The organism is Paractinoplanes polyasparticus, from assembly GCF_019710575.1.
Classification (GTDB): Bacteria; Actinomycetota; Actinomycetes; order Mycobacteriales; family Micromonosporaceae; genus Actinoplanes; species Actinoplanes polyasparticus.
This window is the reverse complement of sequence record NZ_JAHWFK010000041.1, coordinates 104275-129936: the sequence shown is the minus strand read 5'-3', so window position 1 is coordinate 129936 and position 25662 is coordinate 104275. Positions and strand designations below refer to the sequence as shown.

The following is a 25662-nucleotide window of genomic DNA, read 5'->3' as shown; positions in this document are numbered from 1 at the left end:
CGAAAATTCTGTAGAGGCGGCTCGTAAGCTGGTGGCCATGACCGCTGAGCAGCTGATCTCTTTCGCCCGGGGCGCTCCGTCGCTGGACATCATCGACGTCGAGGGCCTCAAAGCCGCCGCCGCGCGCGCCTTCGACGCCGATCCCGCTGGTGTGACCGCCTACGGCACCTCCGTCGGTTATGTCCCGCTGCGCAAGTGGATCGCCGAGAAGCACGGTGTCTCGGCCGACCAGGTCATTGTGACGAACGGCTCGCTGCAGGCGGACGCGTTCCTGTTCAACCACCTCGTGCAGCCCGGCGACGACGTCGTGGTCGAGAAGCCGACGTACGACCGCACGCTGCTCAGCCTGCAGAACCTGGGCGCCAAGGTGCACCAGGTCACGCTGCGCCCCGACGGCATCGACGTCGACGAGCTGCGGGCGCTGCTCGAGTCGGGCGTCCGGCCCAAGCTCGCCCACATCATCCCGAACTACCAGAACCCGGCCGGCATCACGCTCTCGGCCGAGAAGCGCCGCGTCCTGCTCGAGCTGGCCGCTCAGTACGAGTTCACGATCTTCGAGGACGACCCGTACGTCGACATCCGGTTCCGCGGTGACGCCCTGGAGTCGATGCTCTCGATGGACTCCGACAATCTGGTCGTCCACGCCTCCAGCTTCACGAAGACGGTGTGCCCCGGCGTCCGCGTCGGCTACCTGGTGGGCCCGGCCGCGCTGATCGACGCGATCGCCAAGAAGGCCACCAACCTCTACATCTCGCCCGGCATGGTCAGCGAGGCGATCGTGCACCAGTTCTGCGTCTCCGGTGACATCGAGCGCTCGGTGGCGACCGTGAGCTCCGCCCTCGGCGAGCGCGCTCGCGTGCTGGGCGAGTCGCTGCGCAAGCACATCCCCGGCGCTACCTTCACCGAGCCCGACGGCGGCTACTTCCTCTGGGTCGACCTGCCGTCCGACGTCAACGTCGACAAGCTCTTCCCGGCCGCGATGAAGAAGGGCGTGGCCATCGTCAAGGGCAGCGACTTCCTGCTCGAGGGCGGCCACAGCTCGGTCCGGCTCGCCTACTCGGCGGTCACGGTCGAGCAGATCGACGAGGGCGTGCGCCGGCTGGCCGAGGCGATCGAAGAGGTACGCGGCTGATCCTTCCGCGAGGAACGGACGCCCGGTGGGTAGGGAACAAACCCGCCGGGCGTAGCCTCGGGCGGTTTTGTTCGTCTGTGTGGGGGAGGTCAAGGTGAGCGATCGCTACCGGAACCGGTCGTTGTCGCGGGCCTTCGCCGCGCCGGTGCGGGCGATGAACCGCATCCTCGGCACGGCCGATGGGGGCCCCGACCTCGGCTCCCGCCACGTGGGCAGCGGCGTTGTCGACTGCGCGGTCTATGCCGGTGGCCGACGGCTGCCCGGTGACTTCACCCCCGACGAGGCGCTCAAGACGGCCTGCGCACGCGACGACGCGTACGTCTGGCTCGGCCTGCACGAGCCGAGCGAGCAGGAGATGGCCGCCATCGCGCACACGTACGGGCTGCACGAGCTCGCCGTGGAGGACGCGGTCAAGGCCGAGCAGCGGCCCAAGCTCGAGCAGTTCGGCTCGGTGCACTTCCTGGTCATGCGTACCGCGCGGTACGTGCCGCACGGCGAGATCACCGAGAACTCGCAGGTGGTCGAGACCGGCCAGATGATGATCTTCGTGGGTGAGCAGTTCGTCATCACGGTGCGCCACGGCGACGCGTCCGAACTGGGATCGGTGCGGGCCGACCTCGAGACGGACCGGGCCGACCTGATCGAGCAGGGCCCGTGGGCGGTGGCCTACGCGGTGACCGACCGGGTGGTCGACCACTACGTCGCGGTCGCCGACCAGGTGGAGTCCGATCTGGAGCTGATCGAGGAGGGCGTCTTCTCGCGTGATCACGCCAGCCCCATCCCGGCCATCTATCAGATGAAGCGTGAGCTCGTGGAGTTCCGGCGCGCGGTGGTGCCGTTGCAGCGCCCGCTCGCGATGATCATGGCGATCGTGCCCAAGCGGATCGGCAAGTACTTCCGCGACGTGCAGGACCACCTCACCCGTACGGTCGAACAGGTCTCGTCCTTCGACGACCTGCTCAATTCCATCCTCCAGGCCCGGCTCGCGCAGGTCACCGTCGACCAGAACAACGACATGCGGAAGATCGCAGCGTGGGCGGCCATCGCCACGGTGTGGACAGCGGGGGCCGGCATCTACGGCATGAACTTCACCTTCATGCCCGAGCTGACGTGGAAGTACGGCTACGCGTCGTGGTGGCTGATTATTTTGATCGTCTCGGTGCTGCTCTACCGCGTGTTCCGGCGCAGCGGCTGGCTGTGACGACATCGACAACGGCCCCTAGAGTGACGTAGGTGCCGTCGCGTCAGGATCAGCTCCACTCGTACCAGTACTCGCTGCAGCGGGTAGTGGCCGCGCTGGTCACGCACGACCCCGACCCTCAGCGGTCGCCGCTGCGCCGCGCCGGCATGACGGCCCTGGTCAGCCTGTTGATCGCCAGCCTGCTGGTGGTCGCGGCGGCGATCTACGGCCTGCTGACCGGCAACAGCAGCACCAACCCACGAGACCCCAATGTGGTCTTTCAGGAGAAGGGCACCGGAGCCCGGTTCGTCTATCTCGAGTCCGACGGCAAGCTGCACCCGGTGCTCAACTTCACATCCGGGCTGCTGCTCGCCTCGGCCCAGAAGCCGTCGCTCAAGAGCGTTTCGTCCGAGAAGCTGGCCGCGGTGCCGCTGGGCGATCCGCTCGGCATACCGGACGCGCCCGACTCCCTGCCCGGCAAGGGCGCGCTGCTCACCGACCGCTGGTCGGTCTGCACCGACAACCAGGGTGTGAACAGCACCACGCGCAGCACGCTGCTGGCCGGCCACCGGCTCACCGACGGAACGGTGCTGGCCCGGGCCGGCCGTGGCCTGCTGGTCCGCGACCCCAACGGGCGCAACTCCCTGGTGGTGGGCAACCGGCGCTTCGCCATACCGATCGGGCGCAACGACCCGACGCTGACCGCGCTCAACTACAGCAGCAGCCGGCCCTGGCCCGTCTCGATCGCCTGGCTCAACGCGGTGCCCGCCGGCCCCGACCTGGTGCCGCCGGCGATCCCGGGGCGGGGCCGCGAGTCGGTGGCCGGCAATCTCGAGGTGGGCCAGTTGGTCACCGACGGCCAGCAGGTCGCTGTGATCCTGGCCGACGGCAAGGCGGCGCTGACCGACATGCAGGCGAGGCTGATGCTGACGGTCTCGAACGCGCGGCCGATCGACATCGGGAACGACTTCATCGGCCTGCCGACATCGCAGACGCGGATCAGCGACGCGGGCGACGCGCAAGGCCTGCCACCGGTGGTGCCGCAGCTTCTCGACGGCGCTCCGACGCGGGCCTGCATCACCCTGCCGGTCGACAAGGCAGGGGACGGCATCCGGGTAGATCCGACGATCCCGGCCGGCGAGGCGGTGGCCGGGGCGACCGGCGGCGCGACCGGTGGCGTCAAGGCCGACCTGGTGCACGTGGCACGTGGACGCGGTGCGGTGACCGTCTCGGCCGCTTCGCCGAATGCGCCGTCCGCCACCGGCACGGTAAGCGTGGTCACCGACACCGGCCTGCAGTATCCGCTGGCCGGCCGTGAACTGCTGGCCAAGCTCGGCTACGGCAACGTCAAGCTCCAGCAGATCCCGTCCGAGCTGATCTCGCTGATGCCCGAGGGCCCGCCGCTCGACCCGGCCCGGGCCCGTCAGACGGCACCACAGTAGGGCGGGTCACCGGGACCCGCCCTATCGGGCGAAACAAGTGCTCTACCGAGGGGTGTTCGGCGCGGTGTTGGGCACCGTGCCGTTCTGCGAAACCTCCGGCTCGAACGCCGCGTCGTCGGCGCCGCTGACCGGCGTCGTCGAAGCGATCGGGGCTGCCGGGTCGTACTCGTCCCACTGCGCGGCCTGGCGACGCTTGGCCGCGTACGCGGCGCCGACGCCGATGGCCGTGCCGAGAAGCGCGAAGCCGAGCAGCTTGGAGCCGCGGCCCTTCTTCTCCTTGCGGCCGACCGCCTTGCCGGCCCGCTTCTGCAGCTTCTGAGCCGCCTTCTGGTTCTGCTTGGCGGTCTTCTTGGCCTTGCGCTTGCTCACCTTGCCGGTCTGCCGCGCGTTCTCACTCGCGGCCGTGACCAGCGGGGTGATGGTTGCCACCGCGCTGCCCCAGCCGCTCGAGGCCACATCCTTGGCCTTGACCGCGGCCGGCTGGACCCGGTCGACCGCGGCGGTCAGCGTCGGACCGACCGTCGCGCTCGTCTCGGCGGCCGCGAGTGACGCCGCGCGCTTGAAGTGGTCCACGCTCTGTCCGAGCTCGTTCTTCATCCGCGTGCTACGGCTCTTGCGGCGCATAGTTGCGAACACCAGTGCCCACCTCCTGAGGTTCTCTCCCACGACATCGTGCCCTCTATCGGTACCCCCGCGCTGCCGCTTCAGACACATGGGGGAGGATCCGAACTGCAAGGAACTGTCCCATCGCCCCCCAAGAGGTACTGCGGGGCGCGACACAGGAGGAGTACCCGTGGCCGAGAAGCTTTACGCCACCCTGCACACCAACCACGGCCCGATCCGGCTCCAGCTGTTCCCGGATCACGCCCCGGCGACCGTGCGCAACTTCGTGGAGCTCGCTGAGGGCACGAAGGACTACACCGACCCGCGCACGGGCCAGAAGGGCAGCGGTCCCTACTACGACGGCACCATCTCGCACCGCGTCATCGCCGGCTTCATGGTCCAGCTCGGCGACCCGACCGGTACCGGGCGCGGTGGCCCGGGCTTCCAGTTCGCCGACGAGTTCCACCCGGAGCTCTCCTTCGACCGCCCGTACCTGCTGGCCATGGCCAACGCGGGCCCGGGCACCAACGGCTCGCAGTTCTTCATCACGGTCGCGCCGACCCCGCACCTCAACCGTCGGCACACGATCTTCGGCCAGGTCGCCGACGAGCAGTCGGCCAAGGTCGTCGACTCGATCGCCACCACGCCGACCGGACCGGGCGACCGCCCGCGCGAGGACGTCGTCGTCGAGCGCGTGGAAATCGAGCGCGTGAAGGACTGAAGTACCGTTGACGCATGAGTGAGGCTCCGTCGACGGTCCCGGTCTGCTACCGCCATCCGTCCAAGGAGACCTACATCCGGTGCACACGGTGTGACCGGCCGATCTGCCCTGATTGCATGAACGAGGCCTCGGTCGGTCACCAGTGCCCGGAATGTGTCGCCGAGGGGCGGCGCACCCAGCGTCAGGCGCGCACCGCCTTCGGCGGCAGCAGCGTGGGCCGCGCGGGCTACGTGACCCGGGCGCTCATCGGCATCAACGTTCTCTTCTTCATCGTCTCGGCCGTCGTCGGTGGCCCCCGGGCCATCGCCGGCGCCGGCGGCTGGTTCGGCCTGATGGGCCAGGGCACCGACGTCACCCGATGGGGTTCGGTGCTGGGCTACGCGCCCTACGTGGCCGGTGGCGAGCTGCACGGCATCGCCGCCGGCGAGTGGTACCGCCTGGTCACGGCGATGTTCCTGCACTACGGCGTGCTGCACCTGTTGCTCAACATGGTGCTGCTCTGGCAGCTGGGCCGCTATCTGGAAGAGAAGCTCGGCCCGCTGCGCTTCGCGGGGCTCTATGTGCTGGCCGGCATCGGCGGCAACGTCGCGGCCTACCTGTTCACCGCGCCCAACGCTCAGGCGGCCGGCGCCTCGACCTCGGTCTTCGGCCTGGTGCTGGCGATCATCGTGGTCAACCGGCGGCTACGGCTCGACATCAGCCAGTTCATCCCGCTGCTCGTGGTCAACCTGCTCTTCACGTTCAGCGTGCCGAACGTGTCGGTGGCCGGTCACGTGGGCGGTCTGATCGTCGGTGGCGTCGTCGCGCTGATCCTGGCGTACGCGCCGAACCAGAGACGCAGCCTGATCCAGGGCCTCGGCTGCGCGGCCGTGTTCGTGATCCTGCTCGCGGCGGCCCTGGTCAGAACCCAGACGTTACTGGGGGGCTGACACCCGCAGCTCGGCCAGCGCGGTGGCCACATCTTCGGGCAGGGCGCCGAGGTCGTTCGCACTGAACAGATAGATCGCCTCGCCCGCGTCGAGTTCGAGCATCTCGTTGCGCAGGCCGCGGTGTGTGCGGCGGTCGACCCGTACGCGCTCGATCTGGTCCCACGACAGCCGGCGCCGGCTCGCGAAGCCGGTCACGACGGTGACGCCCTCGGCGTCGGCGGCCAGCCGGACCGGTCGCAGCAGGTCACGCGCCGCCCAGCCGAGCAGCCCCACCACGACCAGGGCGGCGAGCACCCAGCGCACCGGATCACGCCCGGCGAAGGCGAACGCCAGCACGACGACGGCGACCACGCCGATGAGTTTGCTGACCGGCAGAACCGGCTTGATACGCCACTGCATCCCCACATAATGACGCGAGCGTTGCCGTCGCCCTATGGGTGACGCCGACTTGATATCACTGCATCCCCCACTGGGCCTCCCAAGGTGGCAGCGCGAGTTACCGTCGATCCATGCGTGATGCGGTGATCGTTGGAGCGGTCCGGACCCCGATCGGCCGGCGGGGCGGCGGCCTGGCCGGTGTGCACCCGGTGGACCTGTCGGCCCATGTGCTGCGGGCGCTCGCCGAGCGCACCGGGTTCGATCCGGCCGAGGTCGACGATGTGCACTGGGGTTGTGTCTCCCAGGTCGCCGAGCAGTCGTGGAACATCGGGCGCAACGCGGTGCTGGCGGCCGGCTGGCCCGATACCGTTCCGGGCACGACGATCGACCGGCAGTGCGGCTCGAGCCAGCAGGCGCTGCACTTCGCGGCGGCCACGGTGATCTCCGGCCAGGCCGACCTGGTCGTGGCGGGCGGCGTCGAGTCGATGACCCGGGTGCCGATGGGCTCGAGCGGGCAGGGCTCCGACCCGTACGGCGAGAGCGTGCGCACGAGGTACGGCGTCGAGTCGTTCAACCAGGGCGTGGGCGCCGAGATGGTGGCCGAGCGCTGGGGTCTATCCCGCGCCCAGCTGGAGGAGTACGCGCTGTCCAGCCACGCCGCGGCCGCCCGGGCTCAGGATTCCGGCGAGTTCGACGCCGAGATCGAGCCGCTGGCCGGGGTGAAGCAGGACGAGGGCATCCGCCGCGACACGTCGCTCGAGAAGCTGGCCGGGCTCAAGACGCCCTTCAAGCAGGACGGGGTCGTCACCGCGGGCACCGCGTCACAGATCTCGGACGGCGCTGCGGCGCTCGCGGTCACCACCTCGGAATGGGCCACCGCGCACGGCCTGACGCCGCTGGCCCGGGTGCACACCGCCGTGATCGCCGCCGCCGACCCGGTGATCGTGCTGACCGCGCCCATGCCGGCCACCGCCAAGGCCCTGGCCCGGTCCGGTCTGTCCATCGGCGACCTCGGCGTCTACGAGGTCAACGAGGCCTTCGCACCGGTGCCGCTGGCCTGGCTGGCCGAGACCGGCGCCGACCGCGCACGGATGAATCCGCGCGGCGGGGCGATCGCCCTGGGTCACCCGCTCGGGGCATCCGGGGCGCGCATCATGACGACGATGCTGCACCACATGCGACAGTCCGGAATTCGATATGGCCTGCAAACCATGTGTGAGGGCGCCGGCATGGCCAACGCCACCATTGTCGAGGCTTTGTAATTCGACATTCATCGGGTCGTGGCAGCGTCCTCACCTGAGGGTTGCCGTTAAACGCCACATGGACGTGTTCTCGCGTACGTTCCTTCCCGCCGCCGCCGAGGCCGGCGTCGCCATCCCGACCGTCAGCCGGCACCTGCCCGTCGTGCGCCGCTGCGTCGAGTCCGACGAGACCACCGTGCTGGTCGGCCGATGTCTGCGCCCCGAGGCCCCGCTGTCCGGCGAATTCATGCTGGTGCTGACCCATCGCCGGCTCGTGGTCACGCAGGAGACCAAGGTGCTGCACCGCCTCCGGCTGCACCTGAACGCCAACCTGCGGCACCTGAGCAACGTGACCTGGAGCCCGACCGGCTCCCGGACTTCGCTCGACATCGCGGCCACCGCCGTCGACGGGGTGCGCGAGCGCTTCCGGATGCGGCTGAGCAGCCCGGACAGTGTGTGGCACGCGGACGGGCTGCTCCGGCAGGTCTTCCACGCCAAGCACGCGCTGGTGGCGTAGCCCTAACCCAGGAAGTCGACGATGGACGCGCGCAGACCGGGCGCGTCGAGGCCGTGTGCCCGCGCGTGGTCGCGCCACGAGCCGTAACGCCGGATCTCGGAGCGGCCCACGCCCAGATGCAGCACGCGGTGCGGCAGCCCTTCGAGGGCCGCGCTGACCGCGGCGGCCGAGGTCCCGGCCAGGTACGGCTCGACCAGGACGACCTCGCTGCCGGCGAGCGCCCGCAGGCCCTCGGCGTCGAACGGACGCGGCCGGTTCGTGTACGAGACCGTCACGTCCAGCCCGTGCGTCGCCTCCAGCACCGGGTCGAGCATGGGCCCGACCGCCACGACCAGCGGGCTCTGCCTATCGGCGGTGCGCACCACGTGCAGCCGGTCCGCGTGCGGGTAGGCCCGGTCGTTCTCCTGCAGGCCCAGGCGTACGTAGACCCGGTCGTCGTTACGGGCCGCCTGACGCAGCATGGCCGGCACCTCGTCGTGGTGCCCCGGCACGTGGATGGTCCAGCCCTCCAGCGTGTCGAGCAGCGCGACGTCGCCCGGGGACTGGTGTGTGTAGCCCTCCTCGGAGGCGTCGTACGAGCCGCCGATCGTGACCACGACCGCGCCCGCGTCCTGGTGCCCCAGGTCGAGCTTGAGCTGCTCGTAGGCCCGGTCGACGGCGAACGGCGCGTACGAGTGCAGGTAGGGCCGCATTCCGGTCAGGGCCAGCCCGCCCGCCACGCTCGCCATCAGCTGTTCGCGGATGCCCACGTTGAGCACCCGCTCGGGATGCCGGCGCCGGGCCGGCACGAACGATTCGGCCGAGATGTCGGCCAGCACGAGAGCCGTCCGCGGGTCGTCGTCCAGCAGTTCGGTGGTGGTGGCGATGAAACTCTCCCGCATCATCTTGCTCAGCTCCCCTTGCGTTCGACGGTGGCGACGATCAGGTTGGGGCGGTCGTGCCGCGGCTTCAGCACGCGTTCCAGCCGGTCGCGGTCGCGTCCACTCACGACGGACGTGTCCCAGCCGGGGAACCGGGCGGCTATCCCGCCCGGCCATCCGTGCGTGGACGACTGGTTGTCGATGACGATCGCGGTGATCGGCAGGCGCGTCGCGGCGGCGTAGGCGATGCCCTCGTGGTTCGACCCCTCGTCGAGCTCGGCGTCGCCGAGGAGCACGAAGGTTCGCGTACGCGTGAAGCCCTGAGCCCGCAGGCCGAGCGCGACACCGACCCCCAGCCCGAGGCCGTGCCCGAGCGAGCCGGTGCCGACCTCGACACCCGGGATGCGCACCCGGTCCGGATGATGGCCGAGCGGGCTGTCCCAGCTGCCCAGGTCGTCGAGCCACGGCTCGGGGAAGAAGCCCTTCGCGGCGAGGACGGCGTAGTAGGCGGCCGGGCCGTGCCCCTTGGAGAGCAGGAAGCGGTCGCGGTCGGGCGCGTCGACGGTGTCCGGACTGATGTGCAGGACGCGGTCGTAGAGCACCCAGAGCACATCCAGCGTCGAGTGGGCGCTCGGCGCGTGTTTCTCGTCCCCGGTGATCCGTTGCAGCAGGGGGCCGAGCGGGTCGGGTAGCACTGCTGTCGCTGTCATGGAGATAGGCTGCAAGTTGAAGCGCACTTCAACTCAAGGGATGCGATGGAGACGCTCACCATAGGTGACTTCGCCGCCCGCAGCGGTGTGGCGCCGTCAGCCCTGCGCTACTACGAGCGCGAGGGCCTCATCCACTCCACCCGGACGACGGGCAACCAGCGCCGGTACGAGCGGACCGAGCTGCGACGGGTCGCCTTCATCCGGATAGCCCAGCAGGTCGGTGTCTCGCTCGACGAGATCCGCGCGGCCCTGGCCGAGCTGCCCGAGAACCGCACGCCGACCCGGGCCGACTGGGCCCGGCTCTCCGACCGGTGGCGGCACCGCCTGGAAGAGAAGATCGCCCTGATGCAACGCCTGCGCGACGACCTGTCGGGCTGCATCGGCTGCGGCTGCCTCTCGCTGCACCGCTGCAAACTGATCAATCCCGACGACGCCTTGGCCGGCGAGGGCCCGGGCGCCCGGATCCTGCTCAACCCGCCGGGCTGAGCGCAGCTCTACGCGGCCGCGGCAGCGACCCCGTCGGGAATGACGTAGTCGGGGAACGGCTCCTCGGCCGGCTCCGCGCCGACCATGGCGCCGGTGGCCTGGCTGAGGAGGAGCATCTTGGTCCCGTCCGCGCACGTGATGGCAATCCCGTAGGGCAGCGTGCCGGGCCGGTCCGGTGGCCCGGCTGTCGCGGGGGTGACGAGCTGCCACGAAGTGAACGCCGCCGGACGCGCGACGTCGAGCAGCTGCGCGACGAAGGTGACGAAACGCGGAGCACGGAGCGTCGGCGGCGGCATCTCGGCCGGAACGGTGACCTCGACCACGCCGGGCAGGATTCGCCCGTTCAGGAACGCCGTCGAGGTGGAGGTGAAGGTCGCCTTCAGCCCTGAGATCAGCGTCGTCCTCGATCGCGCGGCATCCGGGCCCCAGGGCTCCGTTGCCGTGCCGTAGCGCTCGACCTTGTCGATTTCGGGGTGCTCAGCGGCGACGAGCAACCGCTCGATCACGTCGAGAACCTGGGCCAGCTGCACTTCCGCTCCGATCGTTCGGTGCGGGAGGGCGTCGAGCGGAGGGCGTGGGATTCGAACCCACGAAGAGTTTCCCCTTACCGGTTTTCAAGACCGGCGCCATCGGCCACTAGGCGAGCCCTCCCGATGTTGCTGTCCCAGTGTGCCAGACGGGGTTGCGGGAGCGGCGAGGAGTCGTACGGAAACTTTGTTTAAGACTCTTTACATGGCGCTGAGCTGCTGAAACACGTCATCTGGAACATTTACAGGCGTTGACACGGTATCGACGCTCATGTTTATGGTTCAGAGCCTTAACCCATCCCGGCCAAGGCCCCCACCTCAGGCAAGGGAGTCCCCGTCATGTCCATCGGAAACAAGATCGGGTGGGTCGCTTCCGCGGCCACGGTCGTGTCGGCGACCGTCCTGATCGCACCGGCGGCGTTCGCCGCCAACGAGACGGTGAACGTCTATCTGACGACCACCAGTGACAGCGGCGGCCGCACTGTCAGCCGCGGCCTGCAGCAGCAGAGCCCGGTCGCGTTCGCGAGCAGCAGCGGCTCGGCCAACCAGACCATCACGGTCAACGAGAACAGCTCGTACCAGCAGTTCGAGGGCGCCGGCGCCTCGATCACCGACACCGCCGCGTTCAACATCCGCGGCAGCGGCGCGCTGTCCGCGGCGACCCAGAACGACGTGATGACGAAGCTGTTCAGCCCCAGCGCCGGCATCGGGGTCAGCGCGATCCGCAACGTCATCGGGTCGTCCGACCTGGCGCAGAACAATTTCTCGTACGACAACACGTGCTGCGACGTCAACGACTTCTCGCTCGCGCGGGACGCCGACGTCATGGCGCTCACGAAGCAGGCGGTCGGCCTCAACCCGGCCGGCTTCGTGATGGCCTCGCCGTGGACCGCGCCGCCGTGGATGAAGGACAACAACGCGTACAGCCAGGGGTATCTGCAGGCCCAGTACTACAAGGCGTACGCGCAGTACTTCGTCAAGTACATCCAGGGCTACCAGTCGCAGGGCGTCCCGATCCGGTATGTCACCTCGCAGAACGAGCCGGGCTGCTGCCCCGGCTACCCGTCGATGCAGTGGCCGGTCTCGGGACTGCAGTCGTTCGCCAAGAACGACCTCATGCCGGCGCTGCAGTCGGCCGGGTTGAACACGAAGCTCCTCGTCGGAGACTGGAACTTCGACACGTACGACCAGTGGGTGGCCCCGCTCGTGTCGGACACCGCGATCCGCAACCACCCGAACTTCGGTGGCATCGCGTGGCACGACTACGGCGGCAACCCGTCGACCGCGACCACCGTGCGCAACCAGTATCCGAACGTCAACATGTACATGACCGAGCACTCCGGTGGCACCTGGGTGAGCAACCAGCACGCCGAGGACATGGGTGACCTCATCGAGTACTTCCGCAACTGGGGCCGGGCCTGGACGAAGTGGTCGCTGGCCGTCGATCAGAACATGGGCCCGCACAACGGCGGCTGCGGCACCTGCACCGGACTGGTCACCGTGCAGCGCGGCGGCAGCCGGAACGGCCAGGTGGACTACACCATCGAGTACTACACGATGGGGCACCTGACCAAGTTCGTACGGCCGGGCGCCGTACGGATCGACTCGAGCGCGAACGGCACGGTGCCGAACGTGGCGTTCCGCAACAGCGACGGGTCCAAGGCCCTGATCGCCTACAACACCACCACGGGCAACCAGAGCGTGAAGGTGAACTGGGGCGGGCAGTCGTTCGTCTACAACCTGCCCGGCCGGACGTCGGCCACCTTCACCTGGACCGGGGGGCAGTCGGGCGGTCCCACGCAACGGACCGGCACGATCACCGGCCTCGGCGGCAAATGCCTGGACGTGACCGGCGGATCGACCGCCAACGGCAATCAGCCGCAGCTGTGGGACTGCACCGCGGGCAACACCAACCAGCAGTGGACGGTCGGCTCGGACGGCACGATCCGCGGGCTGGGCAAGTGCCTGGACGTGGCGAACAACTCGACGGCCGACGGCGCGGTGATCCATCAGTGGGACTGCATCGAGTCGGTGGCCAGTCAGAAGTGGACGGTGACGGCGGGCCGGGACATCGTGAACACCGCTTCCGGCAAGTGTCTCGACGTCACGGGCAACAGCACCGCGAACGGCGCCAAGCTTCAGCTCTGGAGCTGCACCGGCGCCGCGAACCAGAAGTGGACCGCACCCTGATCCGACCTCGGGCAAGCTGGACCCATGTACGCGATCACGATCGAGGACAAGCAGCTGGTCCGGCGCGAGGTGGAAGATCCTGAGGCCGGCGACGGTGAGGTCGTCATCGACGTCACCGCCGCCGGCGTCAACCGGGCCGATGTGGCCCAGCGCCAGGGCCACTACCCGCCACCGCCCGGCGCCTCGCCCTATCCGGGTCTCGAGTGCGCCGGGGTGATCAGCGCCGTCGGGCCCGGGGTGACCGACCGGCACGTCGGTGAGCGGGTCGCCGCGCTGCTGTCCGGCGGTGGCTACGCCGAGCGGGTCGCCGTGCCGGCCGGCCAGCTGTTGCCCGTGCCGGTCGGTCTCTCGCTGACCGAGGCGGCGGCGCTGCCCGAGGTCAGCTGCACGGTCTGGTCGAACGTGGTCGACCGTGACCGCCTGCGAAAGGGCGAGACGCTGCTGGTGCACGGCGGCGGCAGCGGCATCGGCACGTTCGCGATCCAGCTCGGCCGGGCGCTGGGTGCGTCGGTCGTCACCACCGCCCGCGTGGCCAAGCACGACTTCCTGCGGGGCCTCGGGGCCGACCTGGTGATCGACTACACGACCGGCGACTTCGTGAGCGCCACCCGCGAGTTCAACGGGCGGGGCGCCGATGTGATCCTCGACATCGTCGGCGCGAAGTATCTGAGCCGCAACCTCGAGGCGCTGGCGCCCGGCGGCCGGCTCACCGTGATCGGCATGCAGGGCGGGCGCAAGGCCGAGCTCGACCTGGGCGCCCTCATGGCCAAGCGGGCCTCCGTCTCGTCGACCAGCCTGCGGGCGCGCCCCGCGGCCGACAAGGCGCGCATTGTCGCGGGGGTGACGCGGACGGTGTGGCCCTTGGTCGAGGCGGGCGCGATCCGGCCGATCATCGACACCACGATGGCGCTGGCCGACGCGGCCGAGGCGCACCGACTGATGGAATCGAGCGGCCACATCGGCAAAATTCTGCTGACTCCGTGAGCCGAACTCACACTTTTGAGTGATTAATTCGCGGCGTAACGGCTATTTGTCCGATTTTTGCGGCGTGGTGTAACGGTTTGGGTGATCGGACTGCCCAGCATGGTGGAACTCCGGCCGAGTGATCGGCCGAGCGACACCGGGAGGTCTCGTGACCAATACACCGCTGCGCCCCGCGCGGACAGCGCCGTCCGCGCCGGTCCCGCGTGCTCCCCGGCGCGGGAAAGCGCTGTGGGTGGCGGGTGGGGTGTTTGCTCTATTGCTCACCGGGGTAGGGACATATCTCGCGTACGGGACAAGCGACGAAGTGGTCGCGCCGGTGACGCCCACCGCCGCGGCCGGCCAGACCGCCGTGGCGTCGCTGGATGCTGTCCCGGCGCAGCCCGTCGTCACCGCCTCCGAGGGCACGCTTTCCGTGTCGGTCAGCACGACCGAATGCGGCCTGGCGACGGTCGGCCCGGCCGACCTGCCGCTGGCTGCCGAGGGTGAGTTCTGCCTGGTCACCATGGCCGTGCGGAACACCGGGAAGGAGCCTCGCCTGCTCGACCCGGGCGCCCAGCGCGCGGTCGACGAGCACGGCCGCTCCCATAGGGTGGCCGAACAGGCCGCAGTATTCGTCAACGATCAGGATCCGTCGCTCCTCGACGAGATCCCGCCGGGCGCGACCCGGCACGGCGTGGTCCCGTTCGACGTGCCGAAGGGGGTCCGGCTCGCAGCCTTCCAGCTGCACAAGTCGCCGCACAGCACGGGTGTCCGGGTGCCGTTGTCCTGATCACAGGCATATCTCAGATATCCACGGTCACCGATCGAGTGCGTAAATCGCATTCTTTTCGCCGATGGGCGAGGGTGATTGTGGGATTTCGGCCCCGAAACATTCCGGTTGTGTGTTGGCATGGTCGTCGGAATTAACGAGTAGTCCGGGTTCCCAATGCTGCCCTTCGCGGGGTGGCGCCGGCGCGGCGCACGCTAATGCCACGCCGCAGGGATTCGCGCGAGTGCCCCGGACCGATGTCGGAGGCAACACTGCACTGTCCGTCCCCGAGCCGGGCATTTACCGCCGGCGCGATTGCGCTGGCCGTCATCTCACCGGCTCTAGACCCTGTTGAGCACGCCGCCGAGGCTGTGCCGCCCGCCCATCCGGTCGGTCCCGAGAACTTCCGTCTGGAGGAGCGCACCACCACCGCCGAGCGCGCCTCGCGCGCCACCCCCCGGCGTTTCTCGCTCGCCCGCCGTGCCTCGCCCGAGGCTCGGCTCCGTAACAACCCGTTCGCCGCACCGGACGGCGGCCAGGCTCTGCGCACCGCCGTGGAACTGGCCGTCGTGGACGAGCGGGAGGCCCTGCGCACCGCCGAGACGCAGGCCGCGGTCGACGTACGCGAACATCTGCGCGGCGACCCGGCCGAGGTCGACGATGTGATTCCCGGTGAGGTCGTCGCCGATACGGACGCCCTGTTCGACGCGGCCGAGGAGACGGCCCGTGAGCTGGCGGCCCGACGGGCCCTGCAGGTGCGCAAGGCGCAGCTGCAGGTGCGCAAGGCTCAGCTGCGTGCCCTGCGGGAGGCGCAGCGGGCCGCGGCGGTCGTAGCCGAGAGTCCGCAGGTCTACAACCGCACCTACGACCGGGTCACACAGCGCCACCTGCGCTCGGTCACCACCCGGCACGCGCCCGCCAAGCAGCGGGGACAGCGGGTCATGCGGCTCGGCAGCGGGATGACCGCGGTCATCGCGTTCGCCCGGTCCCAGGTCGGCAAGCGCTACGTGAGTGGTGGCCTGGGACCGAACGGTTTCGACTGCTCAGGCTTCACCAAGCGGGCGTACGCGCTGGCCGGCATCAGGCTGCCGCACTCGTCCGGAGCTCAGGCGGCCCGTTCGCGGTCCGTCTCCCGGGCCCAGGCCCGCGCCGGCGACCTGGTCGTCGGTCCTGGGCACGTGGGGATCTACATGGGCCGCGGCATGATGATCGATGCCGGCAACCACCGTACGGGCGTCGTCTACCGCAAGGTTTACGACGGCCTGCGGGTGGCCCGCATCGGCGGATAGCCGAACGAACTGACCCTGCCGCTCACCGCGGCAGGGTCAGTCGTACGGTCGTGCCCTCCCCGGGCTCGCTCTGCACATGCACGCTGCCGTGGTGCGCTTCGACGATCGACTTGACGATGGCCAGGCCCAGACCGGGACCCTGAGCCGCCATCACCTCGGCCGCGGTGCACCGGTAGAACCGGTCGAACACGTGCGGCAGCTCCTCGGCCGCGATGCCCACCCCGGTGTCCGTGATGAGCAGCTCCGGCTCGCCCTCGGCGGTCGAGTCGACGGTGATCTCGCCGTCCGGCTGGGTGAACTTGATCGCGTTGACCAGCAGGTGGTTGAGCAGCAGCAACTCGTCGATGAGTCGCAGCAGCCGGTCGGAGTTGCGCGACATCACCGACAGGAACCGGCGCGACGTCTCGGCGTCGAAGTCGTCCTCGAGCAGCATCTCCAGGTAGCCGCGGATGGTCGACAACGGCGTCCGCAGCTCGTGGCTGACCGTGGCCAGGAACGAGTCCTTCATTCGGTCGACCTGGCGCATCTGGTCGGCGATCTCGCCCGCGTGCCGGGCATAGCGGCGCAGCTCCAGCTGCACCGACGCGTGCCGGGCCAGGCTGCGCAGGGCGCGCCGCTGGGGAGAGGTGAGCACCCGGGGCTCCCGATCGACTACGCAGACCGTGCCGACCGAGTACGTGCCGTCGAGCACCACCGGCGCTCCGGCGTAGAACCGGATGCCGAGCGGGCCCACGCCCGGGTTGTCGGCGAACCGGCCGTCCTCCTGGGCGTCCGGCACCTCGAGCAGCTCGTGCGAGGTGATCGTGTGCGCACAGAAGGAGAGGTCGCGGGGCATCGCTTCGAGTTCGGTGCCGACCTTGGCCTTGAGCCACTGCCGGTCGCGGTCGACGAGGCTGACCAGACCCACCGGCGTGCCGCAGATCTGCGACGCGAGCAGGGCGATGTCGTCGAAATCCTCTTCCGGCCCGGTGTCGAGCACGTGGGCGTCGTACAAGGCCGCCAACCGACCCGGCTCATCGGGAGGCAAAGGTGCCCTCATCTTCCGATCGTCTCACTCTGGGCACCCGATATAGCGGGATTCGTCCGAGGCCGGAGACGCAACTAACCCCATACAGCAGTCGGCACCCGCCTCGAGGGCGGGTGCCGACTTGCTATCTCGACCGGACGCGGGGATCTCTGCCGCACACACCCGGTCGGATGTCAGACAGAAGCATCACCCGGCGCCCTGGTTTACGTACGCACCAGCTGTGCGTCCGCCCGATCGGGTGACAGCGGGGTCACGCCGGCGAAAGGCGGGCGATACGAGAACGGACTACTCTGCGTGTCTGGAAGGTCTGCATCCCGCCGGAGGACATCACGATGAGTCTCGACCGCGCCGTTGCCCCGGATCCGTACGACATTCTGCCCCCGGTCCCGTCCTTCACCGTGACCAGCACCGACGTGTCCGACGGCCGGCCGCTCGACGAGTTGTTCGCCCACACCAGCGTGGGCGGCAAGAACCTTTCGCCGCAGCTCGCGTGGTCCGGCTTTCCCGCCGAGACGCGTGGTTTCGTCGTGACCTGCTTCGACCCCGACGCCCCCACGGGCAGCGGCTTCTGGCACTGGGTGCTGGTCAACCTGCCGGCATCCACGACCGAGCTGCCGCGGGGTGTCGATCCCCTGCCCGAGGGCGCGTTCTGCGTGCGCAACGACTACGGCGAGAACAACTACGGCGGTTCCGCCCCGCCGCCCGGCGACCGCCCACACCGCTATGTCTTCGCGGTGCACGCGATCGACGTCGACACGCTCGATGTGCCGCCCGAGGCCTCGCCGGCCTACGTGGGCTTCAACCTGGCCTTCCACACGTTGGCCCGGGCCACCATCCGTCCGACGTTCCAGGTCAAGGCCTGATTCCGGTACGACTCCGGGTACGCGAAAAGGCCGCCGGGTCGACCGGCGGCCTTTTCGTTGGTGCTTGCGTGTCAGCTGGGCGTGCGCGCCACGACGAAGACCGACTGACCGAACGGCGGCTTCATGATGCTCTCGGCGGCCTTGGTCACCGGCAGCACGAGCGAGTCGTACACCTTGACCATCGGGCCCTCCTTGGGCGCCAGCTTGAAGATGCTGGTCGCGCCGTAGTAGCCGATGAGGCCGAGCGCGTTCGCGTAGTGCATCTTCTCGATCTCGAGGCCGGCCTCGGTCATGGCCGCACGCATCGTCTTCTTCGTGTAGCGGCGGATGTGCCCGGTCGCGATGTCGACCTGGCTCATCGCGAACATGAACGCCGGCACGATGATGATGACCCGGCCACCCGGGCGCACGAGGTCGGCCATGCTGCGCAGCGCGCCGACATGGTCCTCGATGTGCTCGAGCACGTTGTACGACACCGCGGCGCTGTACTCGCCGTTCGCGTCGGGCGACGGCAGCAGCATCTGGCGCACGTCGATGTTCGGGTGGTCGGCCATGCGCTCCTTGAGCAGCACGAGCCGATCCGGGTCGGCTTCGGTCGCCGTGAACCGCGGAAGGTGCTCCGCCCACTCGATCGCGTAATCGCCGAGTCCGCTGCCGACCTCGATCGGGTTGTCCCCGAGGTAGGGGAGAGCGAGCTCGACGAACCACCGGCGGTGGTTGACGGCCGTGGCGAGGCCTTCGAGCACTTCGGACTGGATCCGCTGGTCTCCAGTGATGTCTGCCATATGTAAGGTTCCCTCGTCTTGCCGATCCGAGCTGACAGCGGGACCGGACGAGTTAACCATCCGGCGCGCGTATCCGAAAGTTGAGGCCGGGGCGGACGCTCATTATTTGCCTGATTGAGACATGCGGAGCCGGGTACTCCCGCTGGTTCGTCACCGAATACGACGTTCATATCGGCTCGATCACGCATGGGCAGCTCGTCACAGCAACGTTACCAACCTCGGTTAGGCTCGCCCTCGCTATGACGATTACGGGTATTGACTCGACAGGCCAGCCGGCTGGCGGGAACGTGCTGCCGCCCCGTCAAGTGACCGAGGCCGAGGAGCTCGAAGCCGAGCTGATCGCGCTCGGGACGGACGCTCCGACGACCGCTCCGACGTCGGTCGAGCCCGATGTCGAGGCCGCGCCTGAGCAGGTCGGAAGGCCTGCCAAGGGCTGGTGGCGGCGGCGGCCGAACTGGCGCGACGTGCTGGCGGCAGCGACGTTCGTCGTTGTCGCGTTCTATCTCACAGCACCGTTGTGGCTCAATCTCGATCACCAGTTGCGCGACGATCCGCAGGATCAGGCTTTCTTTGAGTGGATGCTGGCGCATGGTGCTCGCGTGCTCACCGATGGCGCATATCCGTTCTTCTCCGATCGCATGAATTACCCCGATGGGGTGAACATGATGGCCAACACCTCGGTGTTGGCCATATCGCTGCCGATGACGCCGGTGACCCTGCTGTTCGGCCCACATGTGTCGTTCAACTTATTTCTCACTCTGGCGTTGGCACTCACCGGTATCTCGTGGTATTTCGTGCTCTCCCGGGTTTTTGTTTCTTCACGGCTCGCGGCGTGGGTCGGCGCTCTCTTCTGCACCTTCGCGCCGAGCATGGTGTCGCACGCCGGCGGTCACCCGAACATCGTCTCGCAGTTCCTGGTCCCGCTGATCATCTGGCGGACGCTGCGGCTGCGGCAGCCCGGCCGGGCCGTCCGCAACGGCCTCATCATGGCCGCGTTGCTGATCTGGCAGGCGTTCATCAACCTCGAGGTCCTCTTCATGACCGCGGTCGGGCTGGGCGTGTTCTGCCTGGTCATGGCCGTCTCGCGACGGAAGACGCACCGCGGTGAGACCCGCCGGTTCCTGCGGGGACTGGCTGTCGCCGGCACCGTCACGCTGGCCGTGCTGGCGTACCCGTTGTCGGTGCAGTTCTTCGGCCCGCAGAGCTACCACGGCCTGCCGGAGTTCGTCCGCAACTTCGGCGCCGACCTGGGTTCGTTCACGGCCTATTCGAGCCACTCGGTCGCCGGTAATGCGGTGGTCGCCGAGCGCCTGGCCCAGAATCCGGCCGAGGAAAACGCGTTCTTCGGCTGGGGGCTGGTGATTCTCTTCGTCGGTCTGCTGGTCTGGATGCGCCGTTCGGCGGCGGTTCTTGCGCTGGGCGGGATCGCGGTTCTCTTCGCGGCGATGTCGCTCGGACCGCGTATTTTCCTTAACGGCATCAACACCGGCATCCCCGGCATCTGGGCTGTTCTGCACAGCGTTCCGGTGCTCAACTCGGCGGTTCCCACCCGATGGGCCATGGCCATCGCGCCGGTTGTCGGCATCCTGCTGGCGCTCGGAGTGCAGCGCGCCATCGACCTCACCCGCGCGCAGCCGGCCGCCCGCGGCCCGGTCCGGGTCGCGATGATCACGGCCGTCGCCATGGCGCTCGTGCCCCTCGTGCCGGTGCAGCTCGCGACGACCCCGATGGCTCCGGTCCCCGAGTTCGTGACGTCGGGCGCGTGGAAGCAGTTCGTCGACGACAACCACACGGTCGTCGCGCTGCCGCTGCCCGACTCCAGCTACCCCGACCCCCTGCGGTGGACGGCGATGACCGGTCAGGACATGCGCATCGCCGGCGCGTACGCGCTGCTGCCCAACCAGAACCCGCTCAACCCGACCGACCGCACCGCGCTGTTCTCGCCCCCGTGGCGCCCGACCAGCGGCTTGATGGCCTCGATCCGCCAGGGCAACCCGATCCCCGAGATCAACGACACCCGTCGCGAGATGACCCTGGCCGATCTGCGCTACTGGAAGGCGGGCGCGGTGGTGCTGACACCCCAGGTCCGCGACATCGAGATGCTGCGCGCGATGACCGGCCTGCTGGGCTTCCAACCCACGTGGACGGGCGGCGCCTGGGTCTGGGACGTCCGCCACCTGGTCGACGACCCCAACGCCGTCCTCACCGGCCCCGACATCGGCTGACCATCTCGCACGGCGTCATGCCACCCGGCGTGGCATGACGCCCCGGTCGCCCCACTAGGCTGCCCGGCATGGCGAGCCGGATCGGCGACATGGTGATCGATTGCGCGGACCCGGAGCTGATGGCCGCCTTCTGGAGCGCGGCCCTCGGTTATCGGATCTTCGCCCGGGACGACACCGGGGTGGCCATCCGGGGCGCTGCGACCAGCCCCGACATTCTCTTCATCCGGGTGCCCGAGCCCAAGCCGGCCAAGAACCGCCTGCACTTCGACATCTGCCCCACCGACCGCGGCCAGCCGGCGGAACTGGACCGTCTGCTCGGTCTGGGCGCCCGGCGGTCAGCCATCACCGCGAGCGGCTCCTGGGTCGTCCTGGAAGACCCCGAGGGCAATGAGTTCTGCCTGATGTCCAAGCAGATCCCGGCCGAGCCGCAGCCCTTCCACGACGCTGCTGAGGGTTAGAGGGCCTCGATGGGGCCGTGGGCGCCGGTTCCGTCCGCCAGTTCCTGCATCAGTTGAACGACGCGGGCCCAGTGGCGCTGCACGATGCGGTCGGCCTCGACCATCAGGTCGTCGCGGGACCGGGTGGCGTCGGACATGGCCTTCTCGAGGGCGGCCCGGTGGTTCTCGGTCAGCCATTCGAGGTTGTGGTCGCTGGCGTGGCCGAGCGCCTCAAGAAACCGTACCGAAGCCGACAGCGAGCCCAACTCGGTCAGCGCGGCGAAGTCGGGTCCGGCCGAACCGTTGGTCTCGTAGTGAACCGAGCCCATGAAGATGCCGTGCGGGGCGGGCTGGATCTCGTGGACCCGCGCGCCCAGGTGCACGCTGACGACGCTGCGTCCGGCCAGGCCGGACAGCAGGATCCCGGTGGAGATCTCGTCGACCTTGGTCGGCCGCAGAATCTCAGCCGGGTAGGCGATGACGAGCGGGACGGCGCCGCCTACAAATCGGAACGGTTTCACGCAGGCACTGTAGAACGGCCACCGAAGCGCTTCGACCTCGAAGGGGGTTGTCCTGTGAACTGCAACGCCGATGAAGCACGGATGAAACAGCGTCACGACTTGATGCAGCAGCCCTTGCAGACCTTGGGCTGGGGGAGAGTGAAGGCCAGGCAGCAGGTCTTGCGCTGGACGTCGAGCTTGCCGTTGGCCCCGGGGACCAGGTCGATCAGGTCTTCGACGCCGAGAGCGCGGTGCAGCTGGGCGATCGTCTCGGCGGACGGGCCGGGGAGGACGTCGGCCGAGCGCAGGACGCCGTAGGCCACGCCCGAGGAGAGCGAGCCCAGCAGGGTGCGCTTGCCCAGGCGGACCCGGTCGTGGATGGCGTCGAGCAGCGGGTTCAGGTGTTCGTCGAGCAGGGAGCGGCGCAGTTCGACCAGCAGCGCGGCCTCGTCGGCGACCACCCGCACCCGGGGATGGCCGGCCAGGGCGATCGGGTCGCCGGGCAGCACCGCGACCGGGATGTCGGCGCGCAGGCCCAGGGTGACCAGGGGGCGCGGGTCGGCGAAGTGCACGAGCACGTCGTCGGCGGTGAGCAGCGGGACGCGACGGGCCGAGGCCCAGCCGAGCACTGCGGGCAGCGTCAGCCAGTAGGTGTAGGCCTTCCAGGCCAGGGCGGCCGCGGCGTGGGGCTGGGCGTTCCAGCGGCGGCGGGCCGAGTCGAGCAGGGTGTCCAGGTTGTCGCCGGTGAGGGTCCGCGCGGGGAGCCAGCCGGTGGTGTCGTGGACGAGCAGGTCGGGGGCGACACCGGGCAGTTCGGTGCTGGTGCCGAACATCGCTCTCAAGGTCGCCGTGACCGGGCCCAGCGGCTGCGGGGTGGTGACGGTGCGTGCGGCGCGTTCGAGGGCGGTGGTCACTGGGTGTGTCCGCCCCGCGGCGACATCGTAACCAGGGTCACCGCATTCACCTCGCCGAATAGATAGGGAGCACGGTGGCCGATACGCCTCCGTGACGACGACCCACCGTACACCTCTTAGGCTAGGCTAACCAAGCAGAACTTTCGGACGAATACCCTACGCAGGGGTTACCTAACGGCGGGCGCGCACGTTGCCTGGTTCGTCAAGGTATCTGTCGTGTACTCGCTACTAGCACCATCCGGACACGAGCGGCGGCGACACTGAAATTCTCGTCGCGAAGGGGACATCGATGATGACCACCTCGCCCGTCGAGCGGGCCGCTGACCAATTTGTGACGGCGTTGGCTCACTGGCGGGTCGAACGCGGCATGAGCAAGAAGCAGCTCGCCGCTCGGATGGGGTTCGACCCCTCCTACGTCAGCCACGTCGAGGGGCGGCGCCACAAGCCCACCGAGGACTTCGCCCGGCGGGCGGAAGCGGTGCTCGGCGCGGGCGGGGTGATCTGGCAGCGGTTCCAGGAGTACGACGAACTGCGTCATGCGCGCGGCACGGCCCTGCACCGCGATCCCCCCGTACCGGTGCAGTGGCTGCCCCCGGGAACCGGGCTGATCGTCGAGCGTGAGGTGGCCGAGCTGCGCTACGCCGACGGCACCTACCGCTGTCGCGTGCGTCGTGCGCTCTACAACGCCGGCTCCGAGCCCGTGACGCGTTACCTGGTGAAGATCGCGGTCGACCGCTACCCGAACGACCCCACCGGCTCCAACCGCCACCACCGGGAACACCCGCTGAGCTTCGAGGAGATGGCGTTCAACGCCTGCGCCGGCGAGGGCGACGCGGTCGAACCGATGGACTGGCGGATAAAGCTCGACCGCGACGCCTCCAAGGAGGTGTGGTTGCTCTTCGCCAACGAGGGCGGCCAGTTCGCGCTCTACCCGGGTGAGAGAACCACCATTCAGTACGAATACACGGTCGGCGTCGAGAAGTGGGGCCAGTGGTTCCAGCGGGCTGTGCGGCTGCCCACCCGCCGTCTCACCGTGCGCCTCGACTTCCCCGCCTCGTTCGACCCCCAGGTCTGGGGTGTCGAGACGTCCCTGGCGGCTGAGGTTCCGGTGCGTACGCCGATGGAGCGGCACGACGACGGCGACCGCGCGGTCTTCGAGTGGTCGACCGACACGCCCCAGCTGAACGCGCGCTACCGGCTCGAATGGCGGTTCCGCGGCGTCGGTGCGCCGCCCTTCCCGTCGCTGGCGCCGGCGAGCAACGGTAACGGGCAGCCGCGCGCGTCGGGCCAGATGCGCGGGATAGGCATCGTGCAGCGGGGCTCCGAGATGCTGCGGCAGCGCGCCCGGCACTATCAGCTGCCGCGCGAAGAGGTCGAGGCCCGCGAGGTGGTGGCGGCGCTGCGCGAGGCGCTGGCCCGGCTCGAGCAGGTGCACGACTTCACCAAGGGCGTCGGGCTGTCGGCGCCGCAGATCGGCCACTCGGTCGCCGTCGCCGTGGTGCGCTCGGCCGATCCCGGCGCCGAACCCCAGGTGCTGATCAATCCGCGGGTGGTCGGCGAGTCGGCCGATCGGGACGAACAGTACGAGGGCTGTTTGTCGTTCTTCGACTACCGCGGACTGGTGCGGCGACCCCTGCGCCTCGAGGTCGAGCACGCGATGCCCGACGGCACGCGGGTCGTCACGACGTTCGAACGCGCGCTGGCACGGCTGGTCGCCCACGAGATCGACCACCTGGAGGGGCGGCTCTACGTCGACCGGATGAACGCCGAGTCCAGCCTGGTGCCGGACTACCACCAGAGCGGACGTCCCTGGGTCTACTGAGGCCTGGTTCAGAGGTCGCTGAAGCTGTCGTACTTCACGCGGATCGACGGCACCTGGAGTTCGGTGAGCGTCTTCAGGGTGGCCTTGACCATCGGGCCCGATCCCGAGACGAAGAAGTCGTGCTCGCTCCAGGGGCCGTAGCGGGCCACGACGTCCGAGATGTTGCCCTGCTCACCGGGGTAGGTGGGGTCCTCGCTGCACGCCGTCACGACCGACAGCCACGGGTAGCGCGCGGCCAGGCGGTTCAGCTCGGCCAGGTCGTACAGGTCCTCACGGTTTCTGGCCCCGACGAAGACGTGCACCCAGCGCGTGCGGTTGTAGCGGGTCAGCTCCTCCAGCAGCGACTTGATCGGCGCGAGGCCGGTGCCGCCGGCGACGAAGACGGTGTCGCGGGTCGAGCGGCGGTCCAGGTTCATCGTCCCCATCGGCGCGGCCAGCCGGATCATGTCGCCGACCTCGAGACGACGTACGAGGGCACTGGAAACCCAGCCCGCGCCGATGGCCCGTACGTGGAACTCCAGGGTGTTGTCCCGGCGTGGCGCATTCGCGATCGAGTAGGGGCGCCACAGCCGCGGTTGTATTCGGGGGCACTCGATGCTGACGTACTGGCCGGCACGGAAGTCCAGGGGCTGCATGGGCTGCACGGTGAAGACCGAGATGTCGGTGGCCCGCCGCTCATGGGCCACCACCTCGGCGTACCAGTAAGGGGGGCTGCTGTTGTCGGACTCGGCGCCTTGGAGCATGACCGAGGCGATCTTCGCGTACGCGTCGGCCCAGGCCTGGTCGTACTCGACGCACCACTGCTCGCCGGCGTGCACCCGCATCGCCTCGATCAGCGCGCCGCCGACGACCTCGTAGTGTTCTGGTTCCACGTGGAACTTGCGGTGGTCCCGGCCGAGCCCCCGCAGGTATGCGGTGAACTTGTCAGCGTCATCGATCGACTGGACCGCGGTGACGATCGCGTTCAGCAGCCGGGAACGCTGCACATCCATGTGCACCGGGAAGAGATCCCGCAGGTCCGGGTAGGACAGAAATATGCGTGCGTAGAAATAGCCGGCGACCTTGTCCTGATGCTCCTCGACGAGGCTCCAGCTCTCCTTGAGCAAGCGTCCGAGGTCTCCCATGCATTCAGGGTGGTCAGATCAGTCGGAT

General features: G+C 69.0%; 26 protein-coding genes and 1 tRNA gene. 16 read left to right on the top strand and 11 right to left on the bottom strand.

Annotated elements, in window-relative coordinates; all coding sequences use genetic code 11:
- Positions 1-37: 37 nt before the first annotated feature.
- The 3 genes from KXC43_RS35070 to eccB all read left to right on the top strand — a co-directional run bounded on the left by KXC43_RS35070 (position 38) and on the right by eccB (position 3754).
- Positions 38-1132 carry an aminotransferase-like domain-containing protein gene (locus KXC43_RS35070; protein ID WP_221380511.1) on the top strand — a complete coding sequence of 365 codons (1095 nt, stop codon included), beginning with the start codon at positions 38-40 and terminating at the stop codon, positions 1130-1132.
- A 94-nt stretch (positions 1133-1226) separates the two neighbouring features.
- A complete protein-coding gene (locus KXC43_RS35065; RefSeq protein WP_308129400.1) occupies positions 1227-2333 on the top strand; it encodes a magnesium and cobalt transport protein CorA in 1107 nt (368 codons plus the stop codon).
- Between the two features lie 32 nt (positions 2334-2365).
- Positions 2366-3754 carry a type VII secretion protein EccB gene (gene eccB / locus KXC43_RS35060; RefSeq protein WP_221380510.1) on the top strand — a complete coding sequence of 463 codons (1389 nt, stop codon included), beginning with the start codon at positions 2366-2368 and terminating at the stop codon, positions 3752-3754.
- Positions 3755-3796: 42 nt separating this feature from the next.
- Here eccB and KXC43_RS35055 read toward each other — a convergent pair whose 3' ends face one another.
- The gene (locus KXC43_RS35055; protein ID WP_308129399.1) at positions 3797-4390 is read right to left on the bottom strand and encodes a hypothetical protein; all 594 of its coding nucleotides are present in this window, start codon (positions 4388-4390) and stop codon (positions 3797-3799) included.
- Positions 4391-4547: 157 nt separating this feature from the next.
- Between KXC43_RS35055 and KXC43_RS35050 the strand changes: the two genes are divergently transcribed.
- Both KXC43_RS35050 and KXC43_RS35045 read left to right on the top strand, forming a co-directional pair.
- Complete coding sequence (locus KXC43_RS35050) at positions 4548-5078, top strand: peptidylprolyl isomerase (protein ID WP_221380509.1); 531 nt, start codon at positions 4548-4550, stop codon at positions 5076-5078.
- 14 nt (positions 5079-5092) lie between these two features.
- Entirely contained in the window at positions 5093-6007 is a 915-nt protein-coding gene (locus tag KXC43_RS35045) for a rhomboid family intramembrane serine protease (RefSeq protein ID WP_221380508.1), read from the top strand.
- On the opposite strand, the gene KXC43_RS35040 is transcribed toward KXC43_RS35045, so the two are convergent.
- On the bottom strand, positions 5993-6406 hold the full coding sequence (locus KXC43_RS35040; RefSeq protein WP_221380507.1) for a PH domain-containing protein: 414 nt from the start codon (positions 6404-6406) through the stop codon (positions 5993-5995). The genes KXC43_RS35045 and KXC43_RS35040 overlap by 15 nt on opposite strands.
- Positions 6407-6516: 110 nt before the next feature.
- Between KXC43_RS35040 and KXC43_RS35035 the strand changes: the two genes are divergently transcribed.
- Complete coding sequence (locus KXC43_RS35035) at positions 6517-7647, top strand: acetyl-CoA C-acyltransferase (RefSeq protein WP_221380506.1); 1131 nt, start codon at positions 6517-6519, stop codon at positions 7645-7647.
- Between the two features lie 58 nt (positions 7648-7705).
- Positions 7706-8143, top strand: a complete 438-nt coding sequence (locus KXC43_RS35030; RefSeq protein ID WP_221380505.1) for a hypothetical protein — start codon at positions 7706-7708, stop codon at positions 8141-8143.
- Between the two features lie 2 nt (positions 8144-8145).
- On the opposite strand, the gene KXC43_RS35025 is transcribed toward KXC43_RS35030, so the two are convergent.
- The gene (locus KXC43_RS35025; protein ID WP_221380601.1) at positions 8146-9024 is read right to left on the bottom strand and encodes a transketolase family protein; all 879 of its coding nucleotides are present in this window, start codon (positions 9022-9024) and stop codon (positions 8146-8148) included.
- Positions 9025-9032: 8 nt separating this feature from the next.
- Positions 9033-9713, bottom strand: a complete 681-nt coding sequence (locus KXC43_RS35020; RefSeq protein ID WP_221380504.1) for a thiamine pyrophosphate-binding protein — start codon at positions 9711-9713, stop codon at positions 9033-9035.
- Positions 9714-9758: 45 nt separating this feature from the next.
- Here KXC43_RS35020 and soxR point away from each other — a divergent pair, with 45 nt between their 5' ends.
- Complete coding sequence (soxR, locus tag KXC43_RS35015; RefSeq protein WP_221380503.1) at positions 9759-10199, top strand: redox-sensitive transcriptional activator SoxR; 441 nt, start codon at positions 9759-9761, stop codon at positions 10197-10199.
- 8 nt (positions 10200-10207) lie between these two features.
- Here soxR and KXC43_RS35010 read toward each other — a convergent pair whose 3' ends face one another.
- Positions 10208-10729 (bottom strand): hypothetical protein, encoded by a 522-nt coding sequence (locus tag KXC43_RS35010; protein ID WP_221380502.1) that lies wholly within the window; start codon positions 10727-10729, stop codon positions 10208-10210.
- Between the two features lie 36 nt (positions 10730-10765).
- A tRNA-Ser gene (locus tag KXC43_RS35005) sits at positions 10766-10850 on the bottom strand.
- 215 nt (positions 10851-11065) lie between these two features.
- On the opposite strand from KXC43_RS35005, the gene KXC43_RS35000 reads away from it, so the two are divergent.
- From KXC43_RS35000 to KXC43_RS51600, 4 genes are all read left to right on the top strand, one after another.
- A complete protein-coding gene (locus KXC43_RS35000; protein WP_221380501.1) occupies positions 11066-12916 on the top strand; it encodes a ricin-type beta-trefoil lectin domain protein in 1851 nt (616 codons plus the stop codon).
- 24 nt (positions 12917-12940) lie between these two features.
- Positions 12941-13900 carry an NAD(P)H-quinone oxidoreductase gene (locus KXC43_RS34995; protein ID WP_221380500.1) on the top strand — a complete coding sequence of 320 codons (960 nt, stop codon included), beginning with the start codon at positions 12941-12943 and terminating at the stop codon, positions 13898-13900.
- 316 nt (positions 13901-14216) lie between these two features.
- On the top strand, positions 14217-14669 hold the full coding sequence (locus tag KXC43_RS34990) for a DUF4352 domain-containing protein (RefSeq protein WP_221380499.1): 453 nt from the start codon (positions 14217-14219) through the stop codon (positions 14667-14669).
- Between the two features lie 236 nt (positions 14670-14905).
- Positions 14906-15937 carry a C40 family peptidase gene (locus tag KXC43_RS51600; protein ID WP_255645359.1) on the top strand — a complete coding sequence of 344 codons (1032 nt, stop codon included), beginning with the start codon at positions 14906-14908 and terminating at the stop codon, positions 15935-15937.
- Between the two features lie 22 nt (positions 15938-15959).
- Here KXC43_RS51600 and KXC43_RS34980 read toward each other — a convergent pair whose 3' ends face one another.
- Positions 15960-16940, bottom strand: a complete 981-nt coding sequence (locus tag KXC43_RS34980; protein ID WP_255645358.1) for a GAF domain-containing sensor histidine kinase — start codon at positions 16938-16940, stop codon at positions 15960-15962.
- Between the two features lie 356 nt (positions 16941-17296).
- On the opposite strand from KXC43_RS34980, the gene KXC43_RS34975 reads away from it, so the two are divergent.
- Complete coding sequence (locus KXC43_RS34975; protein WP_221380497.1) at positions 17297-17827, top strand: YbhB/YbcL family Raf kinase inhibitor-like protein; 531 nt, start codon at positions 17297-17299, stop codon at positions 17825-17827.
- A gap of 71 nt (positions 17828-17898) precedes the next feature.
- Here the strand turns inward: KXC43_RS34975 and KXC43_RS34970 are convergent, their stop codons facing one another.
- Positions 17899-18612, bottom strand: coding sequence for a class I SAM-dependent methyltransferase (locus tag KXC43_RS34970; protein ID WP_221380496.1), 714 nt, complete (start codon positions 18610-18612; stop codon positions 17899-17901).
- A gap of 239 nt (positions 18613-18851) precedes the next feature.
- Here KXC43_RS34970 and KXC43_RS34965 point away from each other — a divergent pair, with 239 nt between their 5' ends.
- Together KXC43_RS34965 and KXC43_RS34960 are read left to right on the top strand one after the other, a co-directional pair.
- Positions 18852-20837, top strand: a complete 1986-nt coding sequence (locus KXC43_RS34965) for a DUF6311 domain-containing protein (RefSeq protein ID WP_221380495.1) — start codon at positions 18852-18854, stop codon at positions 20835-20837.
- A 68-nt stretch (positions 20838-20905) separates the two neighbouring features.
- Complete coding sequence (locus KXC43_RS34960) at positions 20906-21295, top strand: VOC family protein (protein WP_221380494.1); 390 nt, start codon at positions 20906-20908, stop codon at positions 21293-21295.
- Here KXC43_RS34960 and KXC43_RS34955 read toward each other — a convergent pair.
- Together KXC43_RS34955 and KXC43_RS34950 are read right to left on the bottom strand one after the other, a co-directional pair.
- Positions 21292-21795, bottom strand: a complete 504-nt coding sequence (locus tag KXC43_RS34955) for a hypothetical protein (protein ID WP_221380493.1) — start codon at positions 21793-21795, stop codon at positions 21292-21294. The two genes, KXC43_RS34960 and KXC43_RS34955, sit on opposite strands and share 4 nt — an antisense overlap.
- Positions 21796-21887: 92 nt before the next feature.
- On the bottom strand, positions 21888-22607 hold the full coding sequence (locus tag KXC43_RS34950) for a hypothetical protein (RefSeq protein WP_221380599.1): 720 nt from the start codon (positions 22605-22607) through the stop codon (positions 21888-21890).
- Positions 22608-22980: 373 nt separating this feature from the next.
- On the opposite strand from KXC43_RS34950, the gene KXC43_RS34945 reads away from it, so the two are divergent.
- On the top strand, positions 22981-24510 hold the full coding sequence (locus KXC43_RS34945; protein WP_221380598.1) for a peptide deformylase: 1530 nt from the start codon (positions 22981-22983) through the stop codon (positions 24508-24510).
- Between the two features lie 8 nt (positions 24511-24518).
- Here the strand turns inward: KXC43_RS34945 and KXC43_RS34940 are convergent, their stop codons facing one another.
- The gene (locus tag KXC43_RS34940) at positions 24519-25634 is read right to left on the bottom strand and encodes a globin domain-containing protein (protein ID WP_221380492.1); all 1116 of its coding nucleotides are present in this window, start codon (positions 25632-25634) and stop codon (positions 24519-24521) included.
- Positions 25635-25662: the final 28 nt, after the last annotated feature.

Coding starts and splice junctions, on each gene's coding strand:
- KXC43_RS34960 (WP_221380494.1), top strand. CDS start 20,906: ATGGCGAGCCGGATCGGCGACATGGTGATCGATTGCGCGGACCCGGAG.
- KXC43_RS34970 (WP_221380496.1), bottom strand. CDS start 18,612: ATGGCAGACATCACTGGAGACCAGCGGATCCAGTCCGAAGTGCTCGAA.
- KXC43_RS34975 (WP_221380497.1), top strand. CDS start 17,297: ATGAGTCTCGACCGCGCCGTTGCCCCGGATCCGTACGACATTCTGCCC.
- KXC43_RS35040 (WP_221380507.1), bottom strand. CDS start 6,406: ATGCAGTGGCGTATCAAGCCGGTTCTGCCGGTCAGCAAACTCATCGGC.
- soxR (WP_221380503.1), top strand. CDS start 9,759: ATGGAGACGCTCACCATAGGTGACTTCGCCGCCCGCAGCGGTGTGGCG.
- KXC43_RS34995 (WP_221380500.1), top strand. CDS start 12,941: ATGTACGCGATCACGATCGAGGACAAGCAGCTGGTCCGGCGCGAGGTG.
- KXC43_RS34945 (WP_221380598.1), top strand. CDS start 22,981: ATGACCACCTCGCCCGTCGAGCGGGCCGCTGACCAATTTGTGACGGCG.
- KXC43_RS35045 (WP_221380508.1), top strand. CDS start 5,093: ATGAGTGAGGCTCCGTCGACGGTCCCGGTCTGCTACCGCCATCCGTCC.
- KXC43_RS35000 (WP_221380501.1), top strand. CDS start 11,066: ATGTCCATCGGAAACAAGATCGGGTGGGTCGCTTCCGCGGCCACGGTC.
- KXC43_RS35035 (WP_221380506.1), top strand. CDS start 6,517: ATGCGTGATGCGGTGATCGTTGGAGCGGTCCGGACCCCGATCGGCCGG.
- KXC43_RS35020 (WP_221380504.1), bottom strand. CDS start 9,713: ATGACAGCGACAGCAGTGCTACCCGACCCGCTCGGCCCCCTGCTGCAA.
- KXC43_RS34950 (WP_221380599.1), bottom strand. CDS start 22,607: ATGTTCGGCACCAGCACCGAACTGCCCGGTGTCGCCCCCGACCTGCTC.
- KXC43_RS35070 (WP_221380511.1), top strand. CDS start 38: ATGACCGCTGAGCAGCTGATCTCTTTCGCCCGGGGCGCTCCGTCGCTG.
- KXC43_RS34965 (WP_221380495.1), top strand. CDS start 18,852: ATGACGATTACGGGTATTGACTCGACAGGCCAGCCGGCTGGCGGGAAC.
- KXC43_RS35030 (WP_221380505.1), top strand. CDS start 7,706: ATGGACGTGTTCTCGCGTACGTTCCTTCCCGCCGCCGCCGAGGCCGGC.
- KXC43_RS34940 (WP_221380492.1), bottom strand. CDS start 25,634: ATGGGAGACCTCGGACGCTTGCTCAAGGAGAGCTGGAGCCTCGTCGAG.
- KXC43_RS51600 (WP_255645359.1), top strand. CDS start 14,906: ATGTCGGAGGCAACACTGCACTGTCCGTCCCCGAGCCGGGCATTTACC.
- KXC43_RS35025 (WP_221380601.1), bottom strand. CDS start 9,024: ATGCGGGAGAGTTTCATCGCCACCACCACCGAACTGCTGGACGACGAC.